This is a genomic window from Virgibacillus salarius (assembly GCF_039521925.1).
In the GTDB taxonomy this organism is placed as follows: domain Bacteria; phylum Bacillota; class Bacilli; order Bacillales; family Amphibacillaceae; genus Virgibacillus; species Virgibacillus salarius.
The window spans coordinates 43,428-59,483 of sequence record NZ_BAAACY010000017.1; the positions used below are offsets into that span (position 1 = coordinate 43,428).

General features: G+C 34.6%; 16 protein-coding genes and 1 pseudogene. 13 read left to right on the forward strand and 4 right to left on the reverse strand.

What is annotated here, in order from left to right; genetic code table 11:
- Positions 1-53: 53 nt before the first annotated feature.
- Positions 54-470, reverse strand: coding sequence for a VOC family protein (locus ABDZ84_RS03055; RefSeq protein ID WP_026683182.1), 417 nt, complete (start codon positions 468-470; stop codon positions 54-56).
- 488 nt (positions 471-958) lie between these two features.
- Between ABDZ84_RS03055 and cysK the strand changes: the two genes are divergently transcribed.
- From cysK to ABDZ84_RS03085, 6 genes are all read left to right on the forward strand, one after another.
- Entirely contained in the window at positions 959-1,876 is a 918-nt protein-coding gene (gene cysK, locus ABDZ84_RS03060) for a cysteine synthase A (protein WP_026683183.1), read from the forward strand.
- Positions 1,877-2,027: 151 nt separating this feature from the next.
- The gene (locus tag ABDZ84_RS03065) at positions 2,028-2,690 is read left to right on the forward strand and encodes a CPBP family intramembrane glutamic endopeptidase (protein ID WP_121605131.1); all 663 of its coding nucleotides are present in this window, start codon (positions 2,028-2,030) and stop codon (positions 2,688-2,690) included.
- A 28-nt stretch (positions 2,691-2,718) separates the two neighbouring features.
- Positions 2,719-3,684, forward strand: a complete 966-nt coding sequence (locus tag ABDZ84_RS03070; RefSeq protein WP_026681986.1) for a helix-turn-helix transcriptional regulator — start codon at positions 2,719-2,721, stop codon at positions 3,682-3,684.
- Positions 3,685-4,116: 432 nt separating this feature from the next.
- Positions 4,117-4,578 (forward strand): GNAT family N-acetyltransferase, encoded by a 462-nt coding sequence (locus tag ABDZ84_RS03075; protein ID WP_343779996.1) that lies wholly within the window; start codon positions 4,117-4,119, stop codon positions 4,576-4,578.
- 51 nt (positions 4,579-4,629) lie between these two features.
- Entirely contained in the window at positions 4,630-4,872 is a 243-nt protein-coding gene (locus ABDZ84_RS03080; protein ID WP_205389765.1) for a phosphotransferase-like protein, read from the forward strand.
- 92 nt (positions 4,873-4,964) lie between these two features.
- Positions 4,965-5,831 (forward strand): pentapeptide repeat-containing protein, encoded by an 867-nt coding sequence (locus tag ABDZ84_RS03085; RefSeq protein WP_343779999.1) that lies wholly within the window; start codon positions 4,965-4,967, stop codon positions 5,829-5,831.
- 56 nt (positions 5,832-5,887) lie between these two features.
- Here the strand turns inward: ABDZ84_RS03085 and ABDZ84_RS03090 are convergent, their stop codons facing one another.
- Together ABDZ84_RS03090 and nagZ are read right to left on the reverse strand one after the other, a co-directional pair.
- Positions 5,888-6,430: a site-specific integrase gene (locus tag ABDZ84_RS03090; RefSeq protein WP_026681983.1), complete on the reverse strand. Its 543-nt coding sequence runs from the start codon at positions 6,428-6,430 to the stop codon at positions 5,888-5,890.
- A 521-nt stretch (positions 6,431-6,951) separates the two neighbouring features.
- On the reverse strand, positions 6,952-8,190 hold the full coding sequence (gene nagZ / locus ABDZ84_RS03095; protein ID WP_321132377.1) for a beta-N-acetylhexosaminidase: 1,239 nt from the start codon (positions 8,188-8,190) through the stop codon (positions 6,952-6,954).
- 190 nt (positions 8,191-8,380) lie between these two features.
- Between nagZ and ABDZ84_RS03100 the strand changes: the two genes are divergently transcribed.
- From ABDZ84_RS03100 to ABDZ84_RS03130, 7 genes and pseudogenes are all read left to right on the forward strand, one after another.
- On the forward strand, positions 8,381-8,521 hold the full coding sequence (locus tag ABDZ84_RS03100) for a YpzI family protein (RefSeq protein WP_080668712.1): 141 nt from the start codon (positions 8,381-8,383) through the stop codon (positions 8,519-8,521).
- A gap of 553 nt (positions 8,522-9,074) precedes the next feature.
- Positions 9,075-9,908 carry a MerR family transcriptional regulator gene (locus tag ABDZ84_RS03105; protein ID WP_343780004.1) on the forward strand — a complete coding sequence of 278 codons (834 nt, stop codon included), beginning with the start codon at positions 9,075-9,077 and terminating at the stop codon, positions 9,906-9,908.
- A gap of 204 nt (positions 9,909-10,112) precedes the next feature.
- Positions 10,113-10,616, forward strand: coding sequence for a GNAT family N-acetyltransferase (locus tag ABDZ84_RS03110; protein ID WP_026681979.1), 504 nt, complete (start codon positions 10,113-10,115; stop codon positions 10,614-10,616).
- Between the two features lie 221 nt (positions 10,617-10,837).
- Positions 10,838-11,383, forward strand: a pseudogene (locus tag ABDZ84_RS03115) (dihydrofolate reductase family protein).
- Positions 11,384-11,767: 384 nt separating this feature from the next.
- Positions 11,768-12,922, forward strand: a complete 1,155-nt coding sequence (locus ABDZ84_RS03120) for a VanZ family protein (RefSeq protein WP_026681977.1) — start codon at positions 11,768-11,770, stop codon at positions 12,920-12,922.
- Positions 12,923-13,404: 482 nt separating this feature from the next.
- Positions 13,405-14,577 (forward strand): sensor histidine kinase, encoded by a 1,173-nt coding sequence (locus ABDZ84_RS03125; RefSeq protein WP_051388358.1) that lies wholly within the window; start codon positions 13,405-13,407, stop codon positions 14,575-14,577.
- Positions 14,578-14,581: 4 nt separating this feature from the next.
- The gene (locus ABDZ84_RS03130) at positions 14,582-15,241 is read left to right on the forward strand and encodes a response regulator transcription factor (protein WP_026681976.1); all 660 of its coding nucleotides are present in this window, start codon (positions 14,582-14,584) and stop codon (positions 15,239-15,241) included.
- Here the strand turns inward: ABDZ84_RS03130 and ABDZ84_RS03135 are convergent, their stop codons facing one another.
- Positions 15,242-15,382, reverse strand: coding sequence for an anti-repressor SinI family protein (locus tag ABDZ84_RS03135; protein ID WP_080668711.1), 141 nt, complete (start codon positions 15,380-15,382; stop codon positions 15,242-15,244). It lies immediately after the preceding gene.
- Positions 15,383-16,056: the final 674 nt, after the last annotated feature.

The window sequence follows — 16,056 nt, forward strand, 5'->3', positions numbered from 1 at the left end:
TAATAAAAGCCGGAGCCTGCATTTATGCTTACAACTCCAGCTTTTATTTTTGTTTATAATTCAGTATTAATTTGAAAGGTCACACCAAATTTGTCGGTTACATCACCAAAGCCTGGGCTAAAAGGTTGCGCTGCAAAAGGCGTATTGACTATACCATCTTGCTGTAGATTTTCAAAAAATCGTTTTGATTTTGCCACATCATTCGTTGTAATACAAATTGTTACTTGTTTGCCCTTTTCAACAGTGGAACCATCAGGCACATCTGAAAACATAAGCTCCGTCTCACCTACTTGTAAATTTGCGTGTGCCACCAGATCCTTTTGATCATCTGTAAATGTATTGGGTATGTCCGGCATATCTCCATAAGTAATAATGCTCAAGACCTTAGCATCGATTGCTTGCTCATAAAACTGTATTGCAGCCTTTACATTACCTTCCATATTTAGATAAGGGCTAAGTTTCACTGTCATATAAGCAACTCCTTTATTTTTATTCTTTCATTGTAATATAAAAGTGATGCTTTAATTTCTTTTCGTTTGCTATATTAATACAAGAAATGAAATTAGAACCTTATTTTCATTATGCAGCTTCGTTTAAGGGAAGTCGATTTAACAGGTTAGCCGCAATTATAATAAATAGATAGTAGAGAGTAACCACCTTATAAGAAACAGATAAACAAGGATAAATATCCAAGCTACAAAGATCATACCTTTATGTATTGGCATGATCTTTTATCCATAACTCAAAATAATATAAACGACGTGCATAATAAATATAAAAGATATAAGGTTATCTTTTATTCAGGTTATCCGATAGGCAAAGTTGGAAAAATGGTTACAATCCCATTATAATATAATGGAATACCCTATTGTAGAAAACTTTTATTAGCCTTACGCATAATGAAGTAGAAAGACTTCGTCAAATAAACGTATATGTATACAAAGGTGGTTTTAATAACATGCGAGTCGTTAACAACGTTAGTGAACTTATAGGTAATACCCCTATGGTGAAATTAAATAAGGTCGTACCAAAAGGTGCAGCAGATGTGTATGTGAAATTGGAACAATATAATCCAAGTAGAAGTGTGAAGGATCGTGCTGCCTATAATATGATAAAAATCGCCGAAGAAAAAGGATTGATTCAACCAGGAGATACAATAATTGAACCAACCAGCGGAAACACTGGAATTGGTTTAGCTATGAATGCTGCCGCTAAAGGATATAAAGCGATCATTGTAATGCCAGATAATAGTACCGAGGAAAGAAGAAACATTTTACGTGCCTATGGTGCAGAAGTAGTCTTGACTCCAAGTGAAGAAAAAATGCCTGGTGCAATAAAAAAAGCATTAGAATTGCAAAAGGAAAATCCAGGGAGCTATATTCCTCAACAATTTGAAAACGAGGCTAATCCAGATATTCATCGAACAACTACGGCAATCGAAGTATTAGAACAAATGAATGATGAATTAGATGCATTTGTATGCACAGCAGGAACCGGGGGAACGGTAACAGGAACAGGGGAAGCATTAAAAGAAAAAATTTCTAATCTGCACATTGCCGTTGTGGAACCTAAAGGCTCACCAGTACTTTCAGGTGGGAAACCAGGTAAGCATAAATTAGTCGGAACAAGCCCTGGGTTTATTCCAGATATCTTGAATACAGATATCTATGATGAAATCTTACAAATCGCCGATGACGATGCCGTTTCGATGTTTAAGCAAATTGCTCAACAAGAAGGAATATTTATTGGTTTATCCGGTGCTGCAGCCGTACATGCAGCAATCCAAGTTGCTAAAAAGCTTGGAGAGAATAAGAAAGTAGTCTGTATAGCACCTGATTCAGGTGAGCGATATTTGAGCATGAACCTTTTTAACTAATTAAATATTTATAAAAACCAATCATCAGTTTATGATGATTGGTTTTTAATATGATAATATAAAATCAGGAGAACTGGGATTTTTGCTTGCGTATCTATTGACATAAATACTTATCCCAGAATAACACGAAATACATTAATGGGGGAAACTTGTGTCAAAGAAGATTATTTTTTTAATAAGCAGTACATTCGTAACATGTGCAACGCTCGCTTTTATCGAACATGGTTTAACCATAAATTATACTATAAAAACAATTAGTAAGATCAGCTTATTTTTCTTGAATATATGGCTCTATAGTAAATTATTCCAAGGGTTCCGTTTTACTGACGTTCTAAGTATGAAGAAACTAAGTCGCCGGGACTGGCTTCATTTACTTTTATTAGGGACACTATCTGCAGGAATTGTATTATTTGCTTATTTAATGCTACAGCCATTCTTCGATATACGTGAAATAAAGCATGATTTAACAAATCGATTAGGTATCACAGCAACTGGGTTTATTTTTGTTGGTATTTACGTTACATTGATTAATTCATTATTAGAAGAATATTTTTTTCGTGGGTTTATTTTCTTTCAGCTTCCACGAAAGCTCGGTTACATTATTAGCCCGTTATTATTCGCATCCTACCACATTCCCATGATTGCTTTATGGTTCAACAAGTTCTTAATTGCAGCATGCTTCATTGGTCTTTGGTTGATTGCGATCATTTTTCATAAAGTAAATGAAAAAAATAAAACCATATGGTTTTCATGGATTATTCACATTTGTGCTGATATTATGATCATTATCATAGGAATGACTTTATTTTTCTGATATACATTGAAGTAAAAAGGGGATTATGATGCGAGGCGATCGACTATTATCCATTCTTATACAACTACAAGCATATGGGCAGATTACTGCAAAGGAATTGGCGGAAAGACTTGAAGTATCTGAGCGAACCATCTATCGAGATATGGAGGCACTTAGCAGTTCAGGTATACCAGTAGTAGCTGAACGAGGACAAAATGGCGGATGGTCGTTATTGGAAAATTATCGTACTACATTGACAGGTTTAACAGAAGAAGAAATGCGCGCTTTATTTATTTCAACATCCCCACATCTACTAGAGGATTTAGGATTATCAAAGACTTCTAAAAATGCAAGAAGTAAACTTATTGCCTCCATTCCGTCTATTTATCATAAAAATGCAGAAGAAATCTGGAATTGTATTCATATTGATACAAGTGGGTGGAGAAACCGACAAGAAAAAAATGCATACTTTGATGTGCTGAAACAGGCGATATGGAATTGCAATCAATTATTATTAGGTTATGAACGTCTGGATGGATCCTCTGGTCATCAACTAGTCAACCCGCTCGGACTAGTAGCAAAGGGGAGCAAATGGTACTTAGTTGCCTTGAAAAATGAGGATGCGTTTCGTAACTATCGTGTGTCTCGAATAACTTCTGCTGAAATCTTAGATGTGCAATTTAGTAGACCAAAAGACTTTCATCTCGCTAGCTATTGGGAAACATCGACAAAAGCTTTTATGGATACACTTCCTACATATGAGGTTTGTGTTGATGTAGATCCGTCCATTCTACCTAGACTAGCATTCACCAATCGGTTTATGAAGAAAATCGAAACGAAAAGCAATAAAAAAGGAGGCTGGATACGAGTAAAGCTTACATTTGATACAAAGGATGAAGCGGTTGGCTATATTTTGAGTTTTGCAGATAAAATAAAAGTAGTGGAGCCAGTAGATCTCAGTGATCAAATTATTCACCAAGCAAAAGCAATTATTTCCCTTTCCAAAAGCAAATAATCGGTTCAATAAACGCAATTTATTTCACGTGCTCCATATCAGAAAAAAACGGAATCTTACTCTGATTTAAAATAACTAAATCTAGCAGGAGAACAGAGAGAGTATAACGAAATAATAATGTGGAGGAGAGATATGTGTTTTTCAACAACCTGCATTATCGCTTTATATCACTTTTGGAATGATAGTATTGCTATTGTTACTAACTTTGGAAAATTATTAAAAAAAGAAATACATATCATTTACCTTCAAGTATTTTATTAACTCTACTCGTCTTTATACAACCTATTTATTGGCTTGGTTCGAGCGTTCCCTTTTAGCTTATATGTTTTTCATTCAAGCTAAAAATGTAGCTCTACGTATAGTCACAGGTGTACTGCTTATCCGGGGATTAACGCATCGGGACAACAAAATAAAGAAAAGGGGGCAAGCATCATGAAAGTGCAGTTAACACCAATGAATCAAGAAACATTCGATCATTACTATAAAAATTCAGTGAAAGAATATGCCAATCAACATGTTCAAGCAGGAAATTGGAAAGAGGAAGATGCTTTACAAAAAGCGGAAAATCAGTTTACAGATCTATTACCAGCAGGTTTAGAAACAAATAATCAGAAACTATTTTCTATCGTGCATAATGAACAAAATGTCGGCATCTTATGGATTAACGGGCAGGAGAAACAAGCCTTTATTTATGACATACATTTGGATGATAATCAACAAGGAAGAGGACTAGGTAAAGCTACCATGGAGGCACTAGACGCTTATGCAATTTCGTATAACATTAAACAAATCGGATTACATGTTTTTGCTCATAATCATCGCGCCATTTCTCTTTATAAGAAAATGGGCTATCATATGACAGGTCACCATATGGCTAAACGAGTTGATATATAATCCTTTAAAAGGAAGGGCGGTATACATGTGACAAGCTTTCATAAAGGTTAGATTGTCAACCTTAACGGTGCTCCTCGATCAGGGAAGACAAGCATCGCTCAGGCTATGCAACGTAAATCACCAGAATTATGGATAAATATCGGAATGGATACATATATAAACATGACTCCAGAAAAAATTCTTCCTGGAATTGGTTTGCGTCCAGGTGGTGAACGTTCTGATCTTGAGCCAATGATTAAAAAATGTATATCACTATGCACCTATCGATTGCAATACATAGTCAAGCTGGAATAAATGTAAGAAGCAGTTATTAACCAAAAATAGCTAACAACTACAGCTTTCCCGCTATCGAAAACAGATGAGTAGAAACAGGAGATGAATAAGATTTGTCAAAAATAAATGTTAATACCTATCAAGATAAAATAAAGAACAATTTAAAATCGGATTGTGAAAATTGTTTTGGACTATGTTGTGTAGCATTACCGTTTGCAAAGTCAGCAGACTTTGCACGGAATAAAAATGCAGGGACACCTTGTTCCAATTTGCATTCAAATTTTAATTGCGCTATACATAAGACCTTACGAAACGAAGGGTTCCGCGGATGTTCTGTTTTTGAATGCTTTGGGGCGGGACAAAAGGTTTCACAACATACTTTCTCAGGAATTGATTGGAATTCTTCTGAAGTATTAGCTTCGCAAATGTTCACCGTATTCCCCATTATGCAACAGCTTCAGGAAATGCTATGGTATTTGTCACAAGCAATCGATATAGAACCTTCATTACCATTTAAAAGTGATCTAATAACTATGTTTACAGAAACGGAACAACTTACATTTTATGAGGCGAATGAAATATTAACAATAGATATACAAACTCATCGTGATAAGGTTAATGATTTACTACAACAGACAAGTGCAATTATTCGTTCCAATGCGCAACGTAACTTTGGAATAGCACAAAAAAAGGATAAGCAAAGGGCTGATTTCATAGTGGCTAATTTTTATAAAGCAGATCTAAGAGGTGAAAACTTGCGAGGTGCTTTATTTATTGCTGCCGACCTCCGTGAAGCAGATTTAAGAGGATCTGATTTGATAGGTGCGGACTTAAGAGATGCAAATATACAAGGTACTAATTTAAGTGAAAGCTTATTTATCACTCAACCTCAGCTAAATGCAGCAAATGGCGATGCAAGTACAAAAATCCCTTCTTTTCTCCATCGACCAAGTCATTGGGAATATGAGATCGATCGTTAAGGTAACATATTCCGGTTAACGATCGATTTTCATAACAAGTCGGTTATTCATACTTCTTATAAACTAAAATGCTCTAAGCTTTTATCAACAATATCTTGGTTTATCCCAATGTACCGTAGCGTGATGTCAGGTGATGAATGATTAAAGATATCTTGCAATAAGGCTACATCTTTATTTACTGTATAATGCCAATAACCAAAAGTCTTCCTTAAACTGTGCGTGCCAAAATCCTTGATACCAACATTGTTAGCTGCACTACTTAAGATCTTATAAGCTTGTATCCGCTTAATAGGTAAGTCCGTTTTATGAGAAGGGAATAGATATTCCTCGTCGTGCTTACCTGTTATATAATCTGCTATAATTCCCCGTAATTCTGCTGGTAATAGGAATCTTTTACGATTCCTAGTTTTTGTTTCTTTCAAAACAATGTGTGTTTTTCCGCGAACATCATAAACACGTAATGGTAAAATATCGCTAATACGTAACCCTGTGTTGATACCCATGACGAACAAAAAATAATTACGATATGATTTCTTCTTTAACTCTTGCTTCATCGCTTCAATTTTTAATCGATCTCGAATTGGTTGAACCGTTTGCATGCCTTTACTAATTAAAGCATGGAAATCTGATTTAATTTCAGAGATTCGTCTTGGATCTCTGAGCTTTGATTTGTTTAAATCCTCGATCTTTCGGTTTAGTTCATATTCGCCATACTTTTCAAGAAGATAGATATGTTCCCCTTTTGTAAGAAAAACATAATCTCCAAACTTCATTTTCTCCATTGTGATTCCCCTCCTCTTAAATAGAAGTAATTTGAAGGACTCTCAGACGAAGCGAAATATACCTTTGCGACCAATCCCTTTATTCGCTTCCATACAATCCTTTATTTATATCTTTTTTTTAGATAGATCCCTCAAATAATTACCATATATTTGAAGAACGTTTCCACTCGATATGTATAATTACATTTTTATACATAGGTTATATAAAAGGTTCATTAACTATTGTAACAAGCTTTCATTGATTTTCATAATGAAACAAAATATGTATTTTGTTTCATTACATAATTTTACGTGATTGAAAGAAACGTAAGCCTTGTAAGATCGTTTAAATAGTTACGTTACCATGTTTTTATAGCTTGATTTATTTCATCAATAGCTACATGTTCAATTGACGCATCTGTTAATTGATATTTTTGTTTAAGCTTCAATATCCGCTCTACGCTTTGATCAATACGCATTTCAGTGATCTCATCCGCTTGTACTGCGTACTTAATTCCATTAATCACTGACTCAGCATTATCATAGTCGTGGCAAACAAGAATTAGATCACTACCTGCTTTAATCGATTGCACTGCAGCTTCGCCTATATCGTAATTATCTTGAATCGCTCCCATAGTCATATCATCTGCAACGACTACACCATTAAAATCTAACTCTTCTCGTAACAAACCAGATATGATCGTTTTTGACATGGAAGCAGGGGAATCATTATCATACGCTGTTACAAGTAGATGACCAACCATAACTGCATCTGCTCCTTTAGTAATCGCTCGTTGAAATGGCAGTAACTCTACCTGCATTAATCGAGATTTAGGATGATCAATCGTTGGCAACTGAATATGTGAATCGCTAGTTGTATCACCATGTCCGGGAAAGTGCTTGACAACAGAAATGACTTGTTCCGACTGCATCCCTTTCATTTGAGTAATTCCAAAATCACTTACTTTAGCCGGACTTGATCCAAAGGAACGATCGCCAATCACAGGATTATTTGAATTACTATCGATGTCCAGTACAGGAGCAAAGTTGATATTAAAGCCAAGTGAGGCAACCTTCATAGCAATTACTTGACCAGTATGATAAGCCCAATTCAAGTCGGCAGAATCACCAATCTCTCTACTAGCAGGTGTTGATAGGAACTCTTCTGGCATTCGCGAGACACGCCCGCCCTCTTCATCAATACCGATAAACAAAGAAGCAGGGTTGTTCGCATTACTCTTTTTTAAGTTATTAATTAGTTGCTTAGCCTGTTGAACGGATTCAAGGTTCTTCGTAAATAAAATTGCGCCACTAACATGTTGCTGTTGAATTAACTTCTTAATTCTCCTATCCATTGAGGTACTATCGACGCCAACCATTACAAGTTGTCCGATCTTCTCTTTTAAAGACATCTTGTCAATAGTTGCTTGAATGGGTGAATGAGGGGTTATCTTCTTGGTTATATCAATGGTATGTCCACTGTTTTCGAAAACAGTAGTAGGGGATACGCCCTTAACCTTGCTCCAATTATATGAGGTCAGCAACAATGCGAATAGCAAACATAGTCCAGTCGCCTTCAACAGAGAGTTGGATTTCATCCGTGTCATCCTCCTTTTAATCATTGCTATGATTAAACGAGCAAAAATAGTAATAGATGCTTTTAGTTTATGTACATTTCGCACTGCTATTTAGGAAATCTATATGCTAACAGCGATCTCTAACTACTTTTTCCCTAAATGTATAAAAATGAAGCTAACAACCATGTTAAATGTTAGGAGGTGGTTAACGATGGGAAAAGATCGTCAAGAAAAGAAGCTACGAGAGAGCGGACGCGTGGAATCAGATCGTGATGTAGGGCTACGTTATAAAGGCTCTACAAAAATGTCAAGTCCCGAAGAAGCTAGAAGATTAAATGATGGAAAAAAATAGCTGGAAATACAGCGACTTGAATCGATTATTCGTTATGAAATAGATAGGAACTCAACCCTATAATAAACATGATCCAAGATACAAAACGTATATATTTGCGATATCGGTTAAAAACGCGAGCTTACAATGTAATAGGTCGCGTTTTTTATGTACTATAGAAGTATAAGAAACGATTACGATTTGATGAATGAAAAAGATGAATAGACTAATGTATACTATAATAACAACTAGATGTATTCTTCTTATTCACAGCTTCTTTAGAATATATAAGGATGCCCCAATGTAATTGTCATTTTCATTTACTATACTTAACTTTCCAAGGGGATTATATTCCATATAAAAAATATCACATCGAATTATTAAGAAGTTTTTAGAATGCTTGCTATTCTTTATAGAGCCGAATACAACTACAGCAGCGTGAAATAAGGAAAGTTATTTATTACCGATACATACTTGAAATAAAAAAATGAAAAGGATACCTATTAATACAGGCATACTTGAATTTAGGCTGAAAAATACTTAAAAAACAACAAGAGAAGAAGGGGGTATATACATGTTGCCTAAACAATATTTTACGATTGGCGAGATGGCAAAACTACATCATATATCAGAATCTACGTTACGTTATTATGATGAAAAGGATATCTTTAAACCTAACATGGTTGATCAGCAAACAAATTATCGATATTATACGTTAGACCAATTTTCCATGCTTGATACAATAAAATTTTTAAGAAATTTAGATATTTCACTACAGGATATTAAGCATTTCATGGCCAATCGAACGCCAAATACGGTTTTACATATGTTAGAAAAACAGGCCCAACGCTTACAAGAACAGAAAAATAAGATTGAATTTATGCTAGAAAAAATGAATGATAAAGCAGAGATGATTAAACAATCACTGCAAGCTTCTCCGCGCTCAGTTTGGTTTACGACCATTCCTTTAAGACATATTATTTCAATGCCAGTAGCTCCAGATGCATCAGACGAAATGTTCGACTATTATATTAATTCATTGCAAAACCAGCTATTAATGAAAGATTTTTCTCTTTTCTCAGGAGACATAGGTATAACAATTAAACAAGATTCATTAAGCATTCAACAAACACCTCAAATCAATGATGTGTTCATTATACTTCATCATGTGCCTAATAACATGGAGGATCTATCAACAATAATCGCTGAAAATTATGCATGCATACATCATATTGGACCATATGACAATATTACGGAGAGCTATGAGATCCTACTATTAGAAATCCAACAGCGCGGCTATGAAATCATAGGTAATGGAATTGAGTTAATGATCATTGACTTAGCTGTAACCGGAAACCAAGAAGAGTATGTAACGGAAATACAAATCCCAGTAAAAGCAAAGACTTAACACGTAACCTGTGTAAAGGGGAAAGGACCAAGCTAAGATCTCATTCACCAAGACTATCTATGAGGCCTAGAAGGAAATAGAGGAAACATGTTTTCACGACATAGAAATAACTAAATTTTTCAGTGATTTTATATATACCAAATGTTAAAATAAATGAAGATAATTATACAATTATAAGATTATAAATAGAAGGGAGTGATATAATTGCTATCATCTCAAAGACTATTATTTCGAAGATATGATAATAATGATTTTCCATTTCTGATGTCATTGTTAAGCGATCCAGCGGTTATCCAATTTATTGGGAATGGCAAGCCAAGAGATGAAAATGAGGGAAAGAAGTTTTTAAGTTGGATTTATCGTACGTATGAGTCTAATAAAAACATGGGCTTAATGGTATTAGTGAATAAAGCAGATAACACGCTGATCGGTCATGCGGGATTAGTTCCACAAACGATTGATAGTAAAGAGGAAATCGAAATAGGCTACTGGATATCTCGTGAGCACTGGGGGAAAGGATATGCAACAGAGGCAGCACATACATTATTAGAACATGGAACTAAACATCTACAGCATGAACGATTTATTGCTCTTATCCAACCTGATAATTTTGCCTCTCAACATGTAGCACAAAAAATAGGGATGTCATTAGATAAAAAGCTCGTATTGAACGGTCAGGACGTACATGTATATTCAAAGTACACATAACCATGCTGGGTGACGTTACTATCGCGTGAATGAAAGATGGTAACATCTAGGTATCACTGCCAACGTTGCTGATCAATGGATAGAAGCCAAAATTAACATTAATTGATAAAGTTAAGATGAAAGATAGCAATCGAGAAGAAATCCATAGTTCGTAATTATGTTAATCTTTTAGCTATCCTACTACATTTTCCTTAAAATTCTATACTAGAAGGGTGGTTCAGATGCGAAAATTAATCGCCCAAGAGTTAATGTCTCTTGATGGGTTCTTTGCCGGTTTACATGGAGAAGTGGATTGGCATCGTGTGGGTAGTGAATACGAAGCGTATGCTCAAAATTTTTTAGAATCGTTAGATATGCTTTTATTTGGAAGAATAACGTATCAACATATGGCAAGCTACTGGCCTAGCGCTACCGGAAATATCGCTCGCCTTATGAATGCTCATACGAAGATTGTATTTTCCCATACACTACAGGAAGCGACCTGGGAAAATACGAGACTTATACAACGAAATGCGGAAAACTAAATCAGCAAGTTAAAACAAGAAGCTGGTAAAGATTTAGCAATATTAGGAAGTGCTGACTTCTCATCTAATATGTTAAATGCGGGATTAATTGACGAATATCACATTACCGTTGCACCAGTTGTTCTTGGAAAAGGTAAACCTTTATTCAAAGAAGTACAAGAAAGAGTCACTATGAAGCAAATACACACGCAAACACTTCAATCAGGACATGTACAGCTTTTTTATCAGGTTAAGAATAAATAGGGATTTTAAATAGAAAACATGCTATTACTATATCTTGAATGATCAAAGTAATAAGATAACCATTAAAAAGTGTGTATGATGCGTACACACTTTTTTATAGTCTAGGAAAATGAAGGAAATGATAACATTTGCCCAAGTGGATAAAATATAGGCGTGTTGAGCTGCGTCCAGCTCTAGCGCCCTGAATCCCAGAAAACTAGGTAACTTCACAAATCGCCCTACGATAAGTCATGATCGGCTCGCAAGCTCACCGTGAGCTCTTAATCTTCGTTGACTGGCTCCAGTCGCTACGTTTCTAATCGGACGCTTGCGCTTTTGTTCTGTACCATGTTTAGATAATAAAAAACTTCAGAAACTAAATCATAACAAAAATGAGGTGGTAGCTTGTTTTCTTATACGATGCCAATACAAACAGCGTTTATCATGTTTTTAGTTTTAGGTTTTTTACTTATCATTCCATGGTTAATTTATTGCTATAGAAAATATGGCTATTTAAGCATTTGGACATCTATTATCGTTTATTCCTTTATTTTTTATATGCTCTCAGCCTTGTTTCTAGTTTTATTGCCACTTCCAAGCACTCGAGATACCTGTGCATTTCAAGCACCGGATACCGTTTATTATTCCATTATTCCCTTTTATTTTGTTTGGGATATCGTACATGGCAGTGCGGTAATTTGGTCACAGCCAGCAACCTATATACAAATTATCAAGGAAAGTGCGTTCTTACAAGCTGTTTTCAATTTTTTATTATTGCTTCCGCTTGGTGTCTATATAAGATATTATTTTCAAGAAAGGTACTATTGGAAACGTGCTCTCCTAATTGGTTTTACAACATCATTATTTTTCGAAGTTACGCAACTAACGGGTATTTACGGACTGTATACATGCCCTTATCGCATTTTTGATGTCGATGATCTTCTATTGAATAGTAGTGGTGCGCTTTTTGGTTTTCTTATCGGACCTGTAATTCTTGCTTTATTTCCGTCAAAGAAAAAGGTGTTAGCCAAAAAAGATAAAATACTTCGTAAAGACATCGTCTTACCTATTCCGCAGTTACTTGCTATATTTATTGATTTTCTATTAGTCCATATTAGTTGGGAAATTTTAACTGGTTTCTTTCTAACAGACCATCTCATAGAAGTCATTTATAAAACGTTGGCCTTTTTTGTGGTATTTTTTGTTGTACCCGTCTTTTGGAAAGGAAAAACAATTGGTACAACCGTGATGCGATATCGACTCATAGATAAGAAGAAGAGATATCCTGCTTGGCCGCTACTACTCAAGCGATTTATAGCACTCTATATACCATGGGTTATTTATCAGGGTTTAAAGGCTGTATCCCTGATTAACTTAGATATGGAATCTGCTTTCTATTATTATCATGTATGGATTAGCCTTGCTGCTTTCTTTTTCATGTTAATACTGTGGTTAGTTCTCTTTTGCCATATTCTAATGGTTGTTTTAAAGAAGGGAAAGCGCCTTTTTTACTTTGATGATGTTGCCGATGTAACACCAACAAAAAAACAAGAAATTTAAAAAGAGGCTGAGACAAAAGAATGAAGAAACAATGAAGAACGAGCGATAATTAGTTGAAATTAATTATCGCTCGTTTTTAGAAAAATTAAATTAGCACCTGAAATAAGCGAGACTCCGGCGGGAACAGCACCAGTCCGAAGATCCACACTTGGTAACTTGTTTTTCTTTACCAAGTTAGCTGTGGCCGTGCTCGGAAAGCGCGTATATGTTCAGGGTGCGGCGATGATACTCCTATTGATAACATAATTATTCGTATTTTGAGTAAAGAAGTTGTGTTTTGTCACAGCCTCTTTTTCATCTGAAGAAGTAAAGGTTTGGATATCTAATTTTAATAACGAACTGATATCATAAAGTGAAACTTCCTTTTTTACAATATCAAATAAGGATAAAAGTTATGAAGTAAAAAAATCAAATGTCATGAAGAGAGTGGAAAGTTTGATAACATGTTAGTAAGAGTCTAAGTCAGAAAGGGGAAGTGAATAATGAGTCAATCATTTGAAAAAAAGCTAGACCTTATTATTATCATTGGTTTAATCATAACTCTACCATTGCTTTCATTGGATCAGCAAGAACATTTCTTGCAAATTTATTTATTTACCATTCTGTTTATTATTACATACATTATCCGAAATTTTATTTTTCATGTTGATTTACATTCTCTTAAAGGAGGAATCATACTTTTTATCCAATTATTCATCGCTTTAGCTATTAATATTTATGACAATTCCTTCATTTCAGAAATATATTTACTAGTGCTAGTTGGTGAAGCAGCGATGCATCGAACAAAGCAATTTAGCATACCATTTACTTTTCTTGCGTACACATTCTTTGTTATAGGTAGATTTATTAATTATCCATCGTTTGAATCGTTACATTTTATTATCCCAAAAAGCTTAGAGTTTGTTTCATTTTTTGCACTTAGTTACTTAGCAAAAATTATAGTCAATCAAAAACAGCAATTAGCAAAGGCGTACGAGAGTATAAAAAAAGCTGCTTTGTCATTAGAGGAAAACACGCTATTTGCAGAAAGGACCAGAATTTCTAGAGAAATCCATGATACAATTGGACATACATTAACAACAACAATCATGGGTGTTAAGGCCAGTAACAAATTGATAGATCATGACAAGAAAAAAGCAAAGCAACTGTTAAATGACATTCAAATTCAACTTCAAAATGGTTTAAATGATGTGCGAAAATCAGTAAAACTGTTAAATAATCAGCAGTCTTTCATTGAATTTCTACCAAGTATAACTTCATTACTAGAAGATACTATTGATCAAACTGGTATTACTATTGATTATCATATCGATGCCCCTAACCTACACATCAGTCCTAAACAAGAACTAGTAATTTATCGTGCTCTCCAGGAAGGTTTGACGAATGGTATTCGTCATGGCCCAAGTACGCATTTTGAATTCTTGCTATATAAAGAAGATTCCAACACAATTTTTAAGTTAATAGATAATGGAAGAGGTTTTGATATAAAACAAGCAACTCTAGGTTTTGGATTAATCTCTATGCAAGAAAGAGTGCGAGAATTAAAAGGAGAATGGTTAATTACATCACTTCCTAATAATGGTGGTACAGAATTAATGATTAGTCTCCCATCCATATCTCAATCTCAAAAATATGAAAACAAAAAATTGGGGTGATAAAGTGAAGCCTATTCATATTTTAATTGCTGACGATCAACCTATCTTTTGTGATGGACTTGCTGCTATTTTAGAAATTAATGACAATTTCCGAGTTATTGCAAAAGCTTACAATGGAAAAGAAGCGATGGAAAAAGCAAAAGAATATCAGCCGGATATCGTGCTAATGGATATTAGAATGCCAAATAAGGGCGGACTTATTGCTACAAAAGAAATCAAACAAACCTATCCACATATAATTATCGTAATGCTAACAACATTTTCTAATGATGCGTACATTTTACAAGCAATTAAAAATGGTGCGAATGGTTATTTACTTAAAGATTCAGAGACTGATCAAATAATAAGATCCATTCGTGATAGCTTATCTGGTCAAATGATTATTCCTTCATCTGTACATTCCGTTTTAGTCGATCACTTAAATAATAATGATTATGACAAATCAACAGACTACCTATATTATCAATTAGCAGACAAAAATTTAGAATTCACTAAAACAGAATACCACATTTTGAAACTACTAATCTCCGGCAAAAAGAATAAGGAGATTGCGCAAGAATTATACTTATCCATAGGTACTGTTAAAAATTATGTTAGCCAAATTTATAAAAAGTTAGATGTACGTACGCGGACAGAAGCAATTTTATTACTAAAAGAATTATAATTAGTGCTTCATATTGTTGGATAATGAATGTTTGCGTAGAAACTGTCTGATCTCATCTTTCGTAATTCCGATATTCCTTGCAGTGATAATCAGCCAAAGCCATTCTATATCAAGATTTTCTCGCTTCTTTAACTGTTTCATTTTTTCAACTATCCTCCTCCGTTGTTCCTACTGATGTTTATTAGTTTAAAGAACAGGGAGGAGGTGTGGAAGATAACTATAGTCATGATTTTAGTCATAAAAGTCATTATTTAAAGAAGAAGAGCGAATATAGTAATATATGTCGGGATACTAAATTATGCGAACGATATTACTTAGAAATTTGGTACACTTCAATAATATTGACCTAAAAAGTCAAGCTCCTATACATCAAGACTTAACTCCAGTCAGACGAGGTGAAAAGATCAGATGTATTTAAACTACTTAATAGATTGACAATAATGTAATTAAAAGTAATTCATAAAGAACTAGTGACATTATTATCGGGGTGTAAGGGTCATATCCGTATTGACGATTTGAATTATCTATACTAAGGTATAAATGCCTCTTATCACAGCTAACAATAGTCCCTTCATAAACTTCTCCATCTATCGTTTGCACCCTAACTATCTTATTAACATGAAACCTGCATAAATTGTGTATTTGCTCACGAATCGATTGTAGGTGGGGGACAATGTTGGGGTCACCTCTATACAGAACTTGCATTTGTTGTGTATTACTAGGGGCTAGAAAGCTCAATGTTATACCTCCCTCTATAAATTAAAATTATCTCAGAATTACTCCGTTTTTCTCCCGTTTACTTTATATCATTCAAA

What these genes read in the sequence shown, in the direction of transcription:
- ABDZ84_RS03055 (WP_026683182.1), bottom strand. Translation starts at nt 470, where the DNA reads ATGACAGTGAAACTTAGCCCTTATCTAAATATGGAAGGTAATGTAAAG.
- cysK (WP_026683183.1), top strand. Translation starts at nt 959, where the DNA reads ATGCGAGTCGTTAACAACGTTAGTGAACTTATAGGTAATACCCCTATG.
- ABDZ84_RS03070 (WP_026681986.1), top strand. Translation starts at nt 2,719, where the DNA reads ATGCGAGGCGATCGACTATTATCCATTCTTATACAACTACAAGCATAT.
- ABDZ84_RS03075 (WP_343779996.1), top strand. Translation starts at nt 4,117, where the DNA reads ATGAAAGTGCAGTTAACACCAATGAATCAAGAAACATTCGATCATTAC.
- ABDZ84_RS03090 (WP_026681983.1), bottom strand. Translation starts at nt 6,430, where the DNA reads ATGCAAACGGTTCAACCAATTCGAGATCGATTAAAAATTGAAGCGATG.
- nagZ (WP_321132377.1), bottom strand. Translation starts at nt 8,190, where the DNA reads ATGAAATCCAACTCTCTGTTGAAGGCGACTGGACTATGTTTGCTATTC.
- ABDZ84_RS03100 (WP_080668712.1), top strand. Translation starts at nt 8,381, where the DNA reads ATGGGAAAAGATCGTCAAGAAAAGAAGCTACGAGAGAGCGGACGCGTG.
- ABDZ84_RS03105 (WP_343780004.1), top strand. Translation starts at nt 9,075, where the DNA reads ATGTTGCCTAAACAATATTTTACGATTGGCGAGATGGCAAAACTACAT.
- ABDZ84_RS03125 (WP_051388358.1), top strand. Translation starts at nt 13,405, where the DNA reads ATGAGTCAATCATTTGAAAAAAAGCTAGACCTTATTATTATCATTGGT.
- ABDZ84_RS03135 (WP_080668711.1), bottom strand. Translation starts at nt 15,382, where the DNA reads ATGAAACAGTTAAAGAAGCGAGAAAATCTTGATATAGAATGGCTTTGG.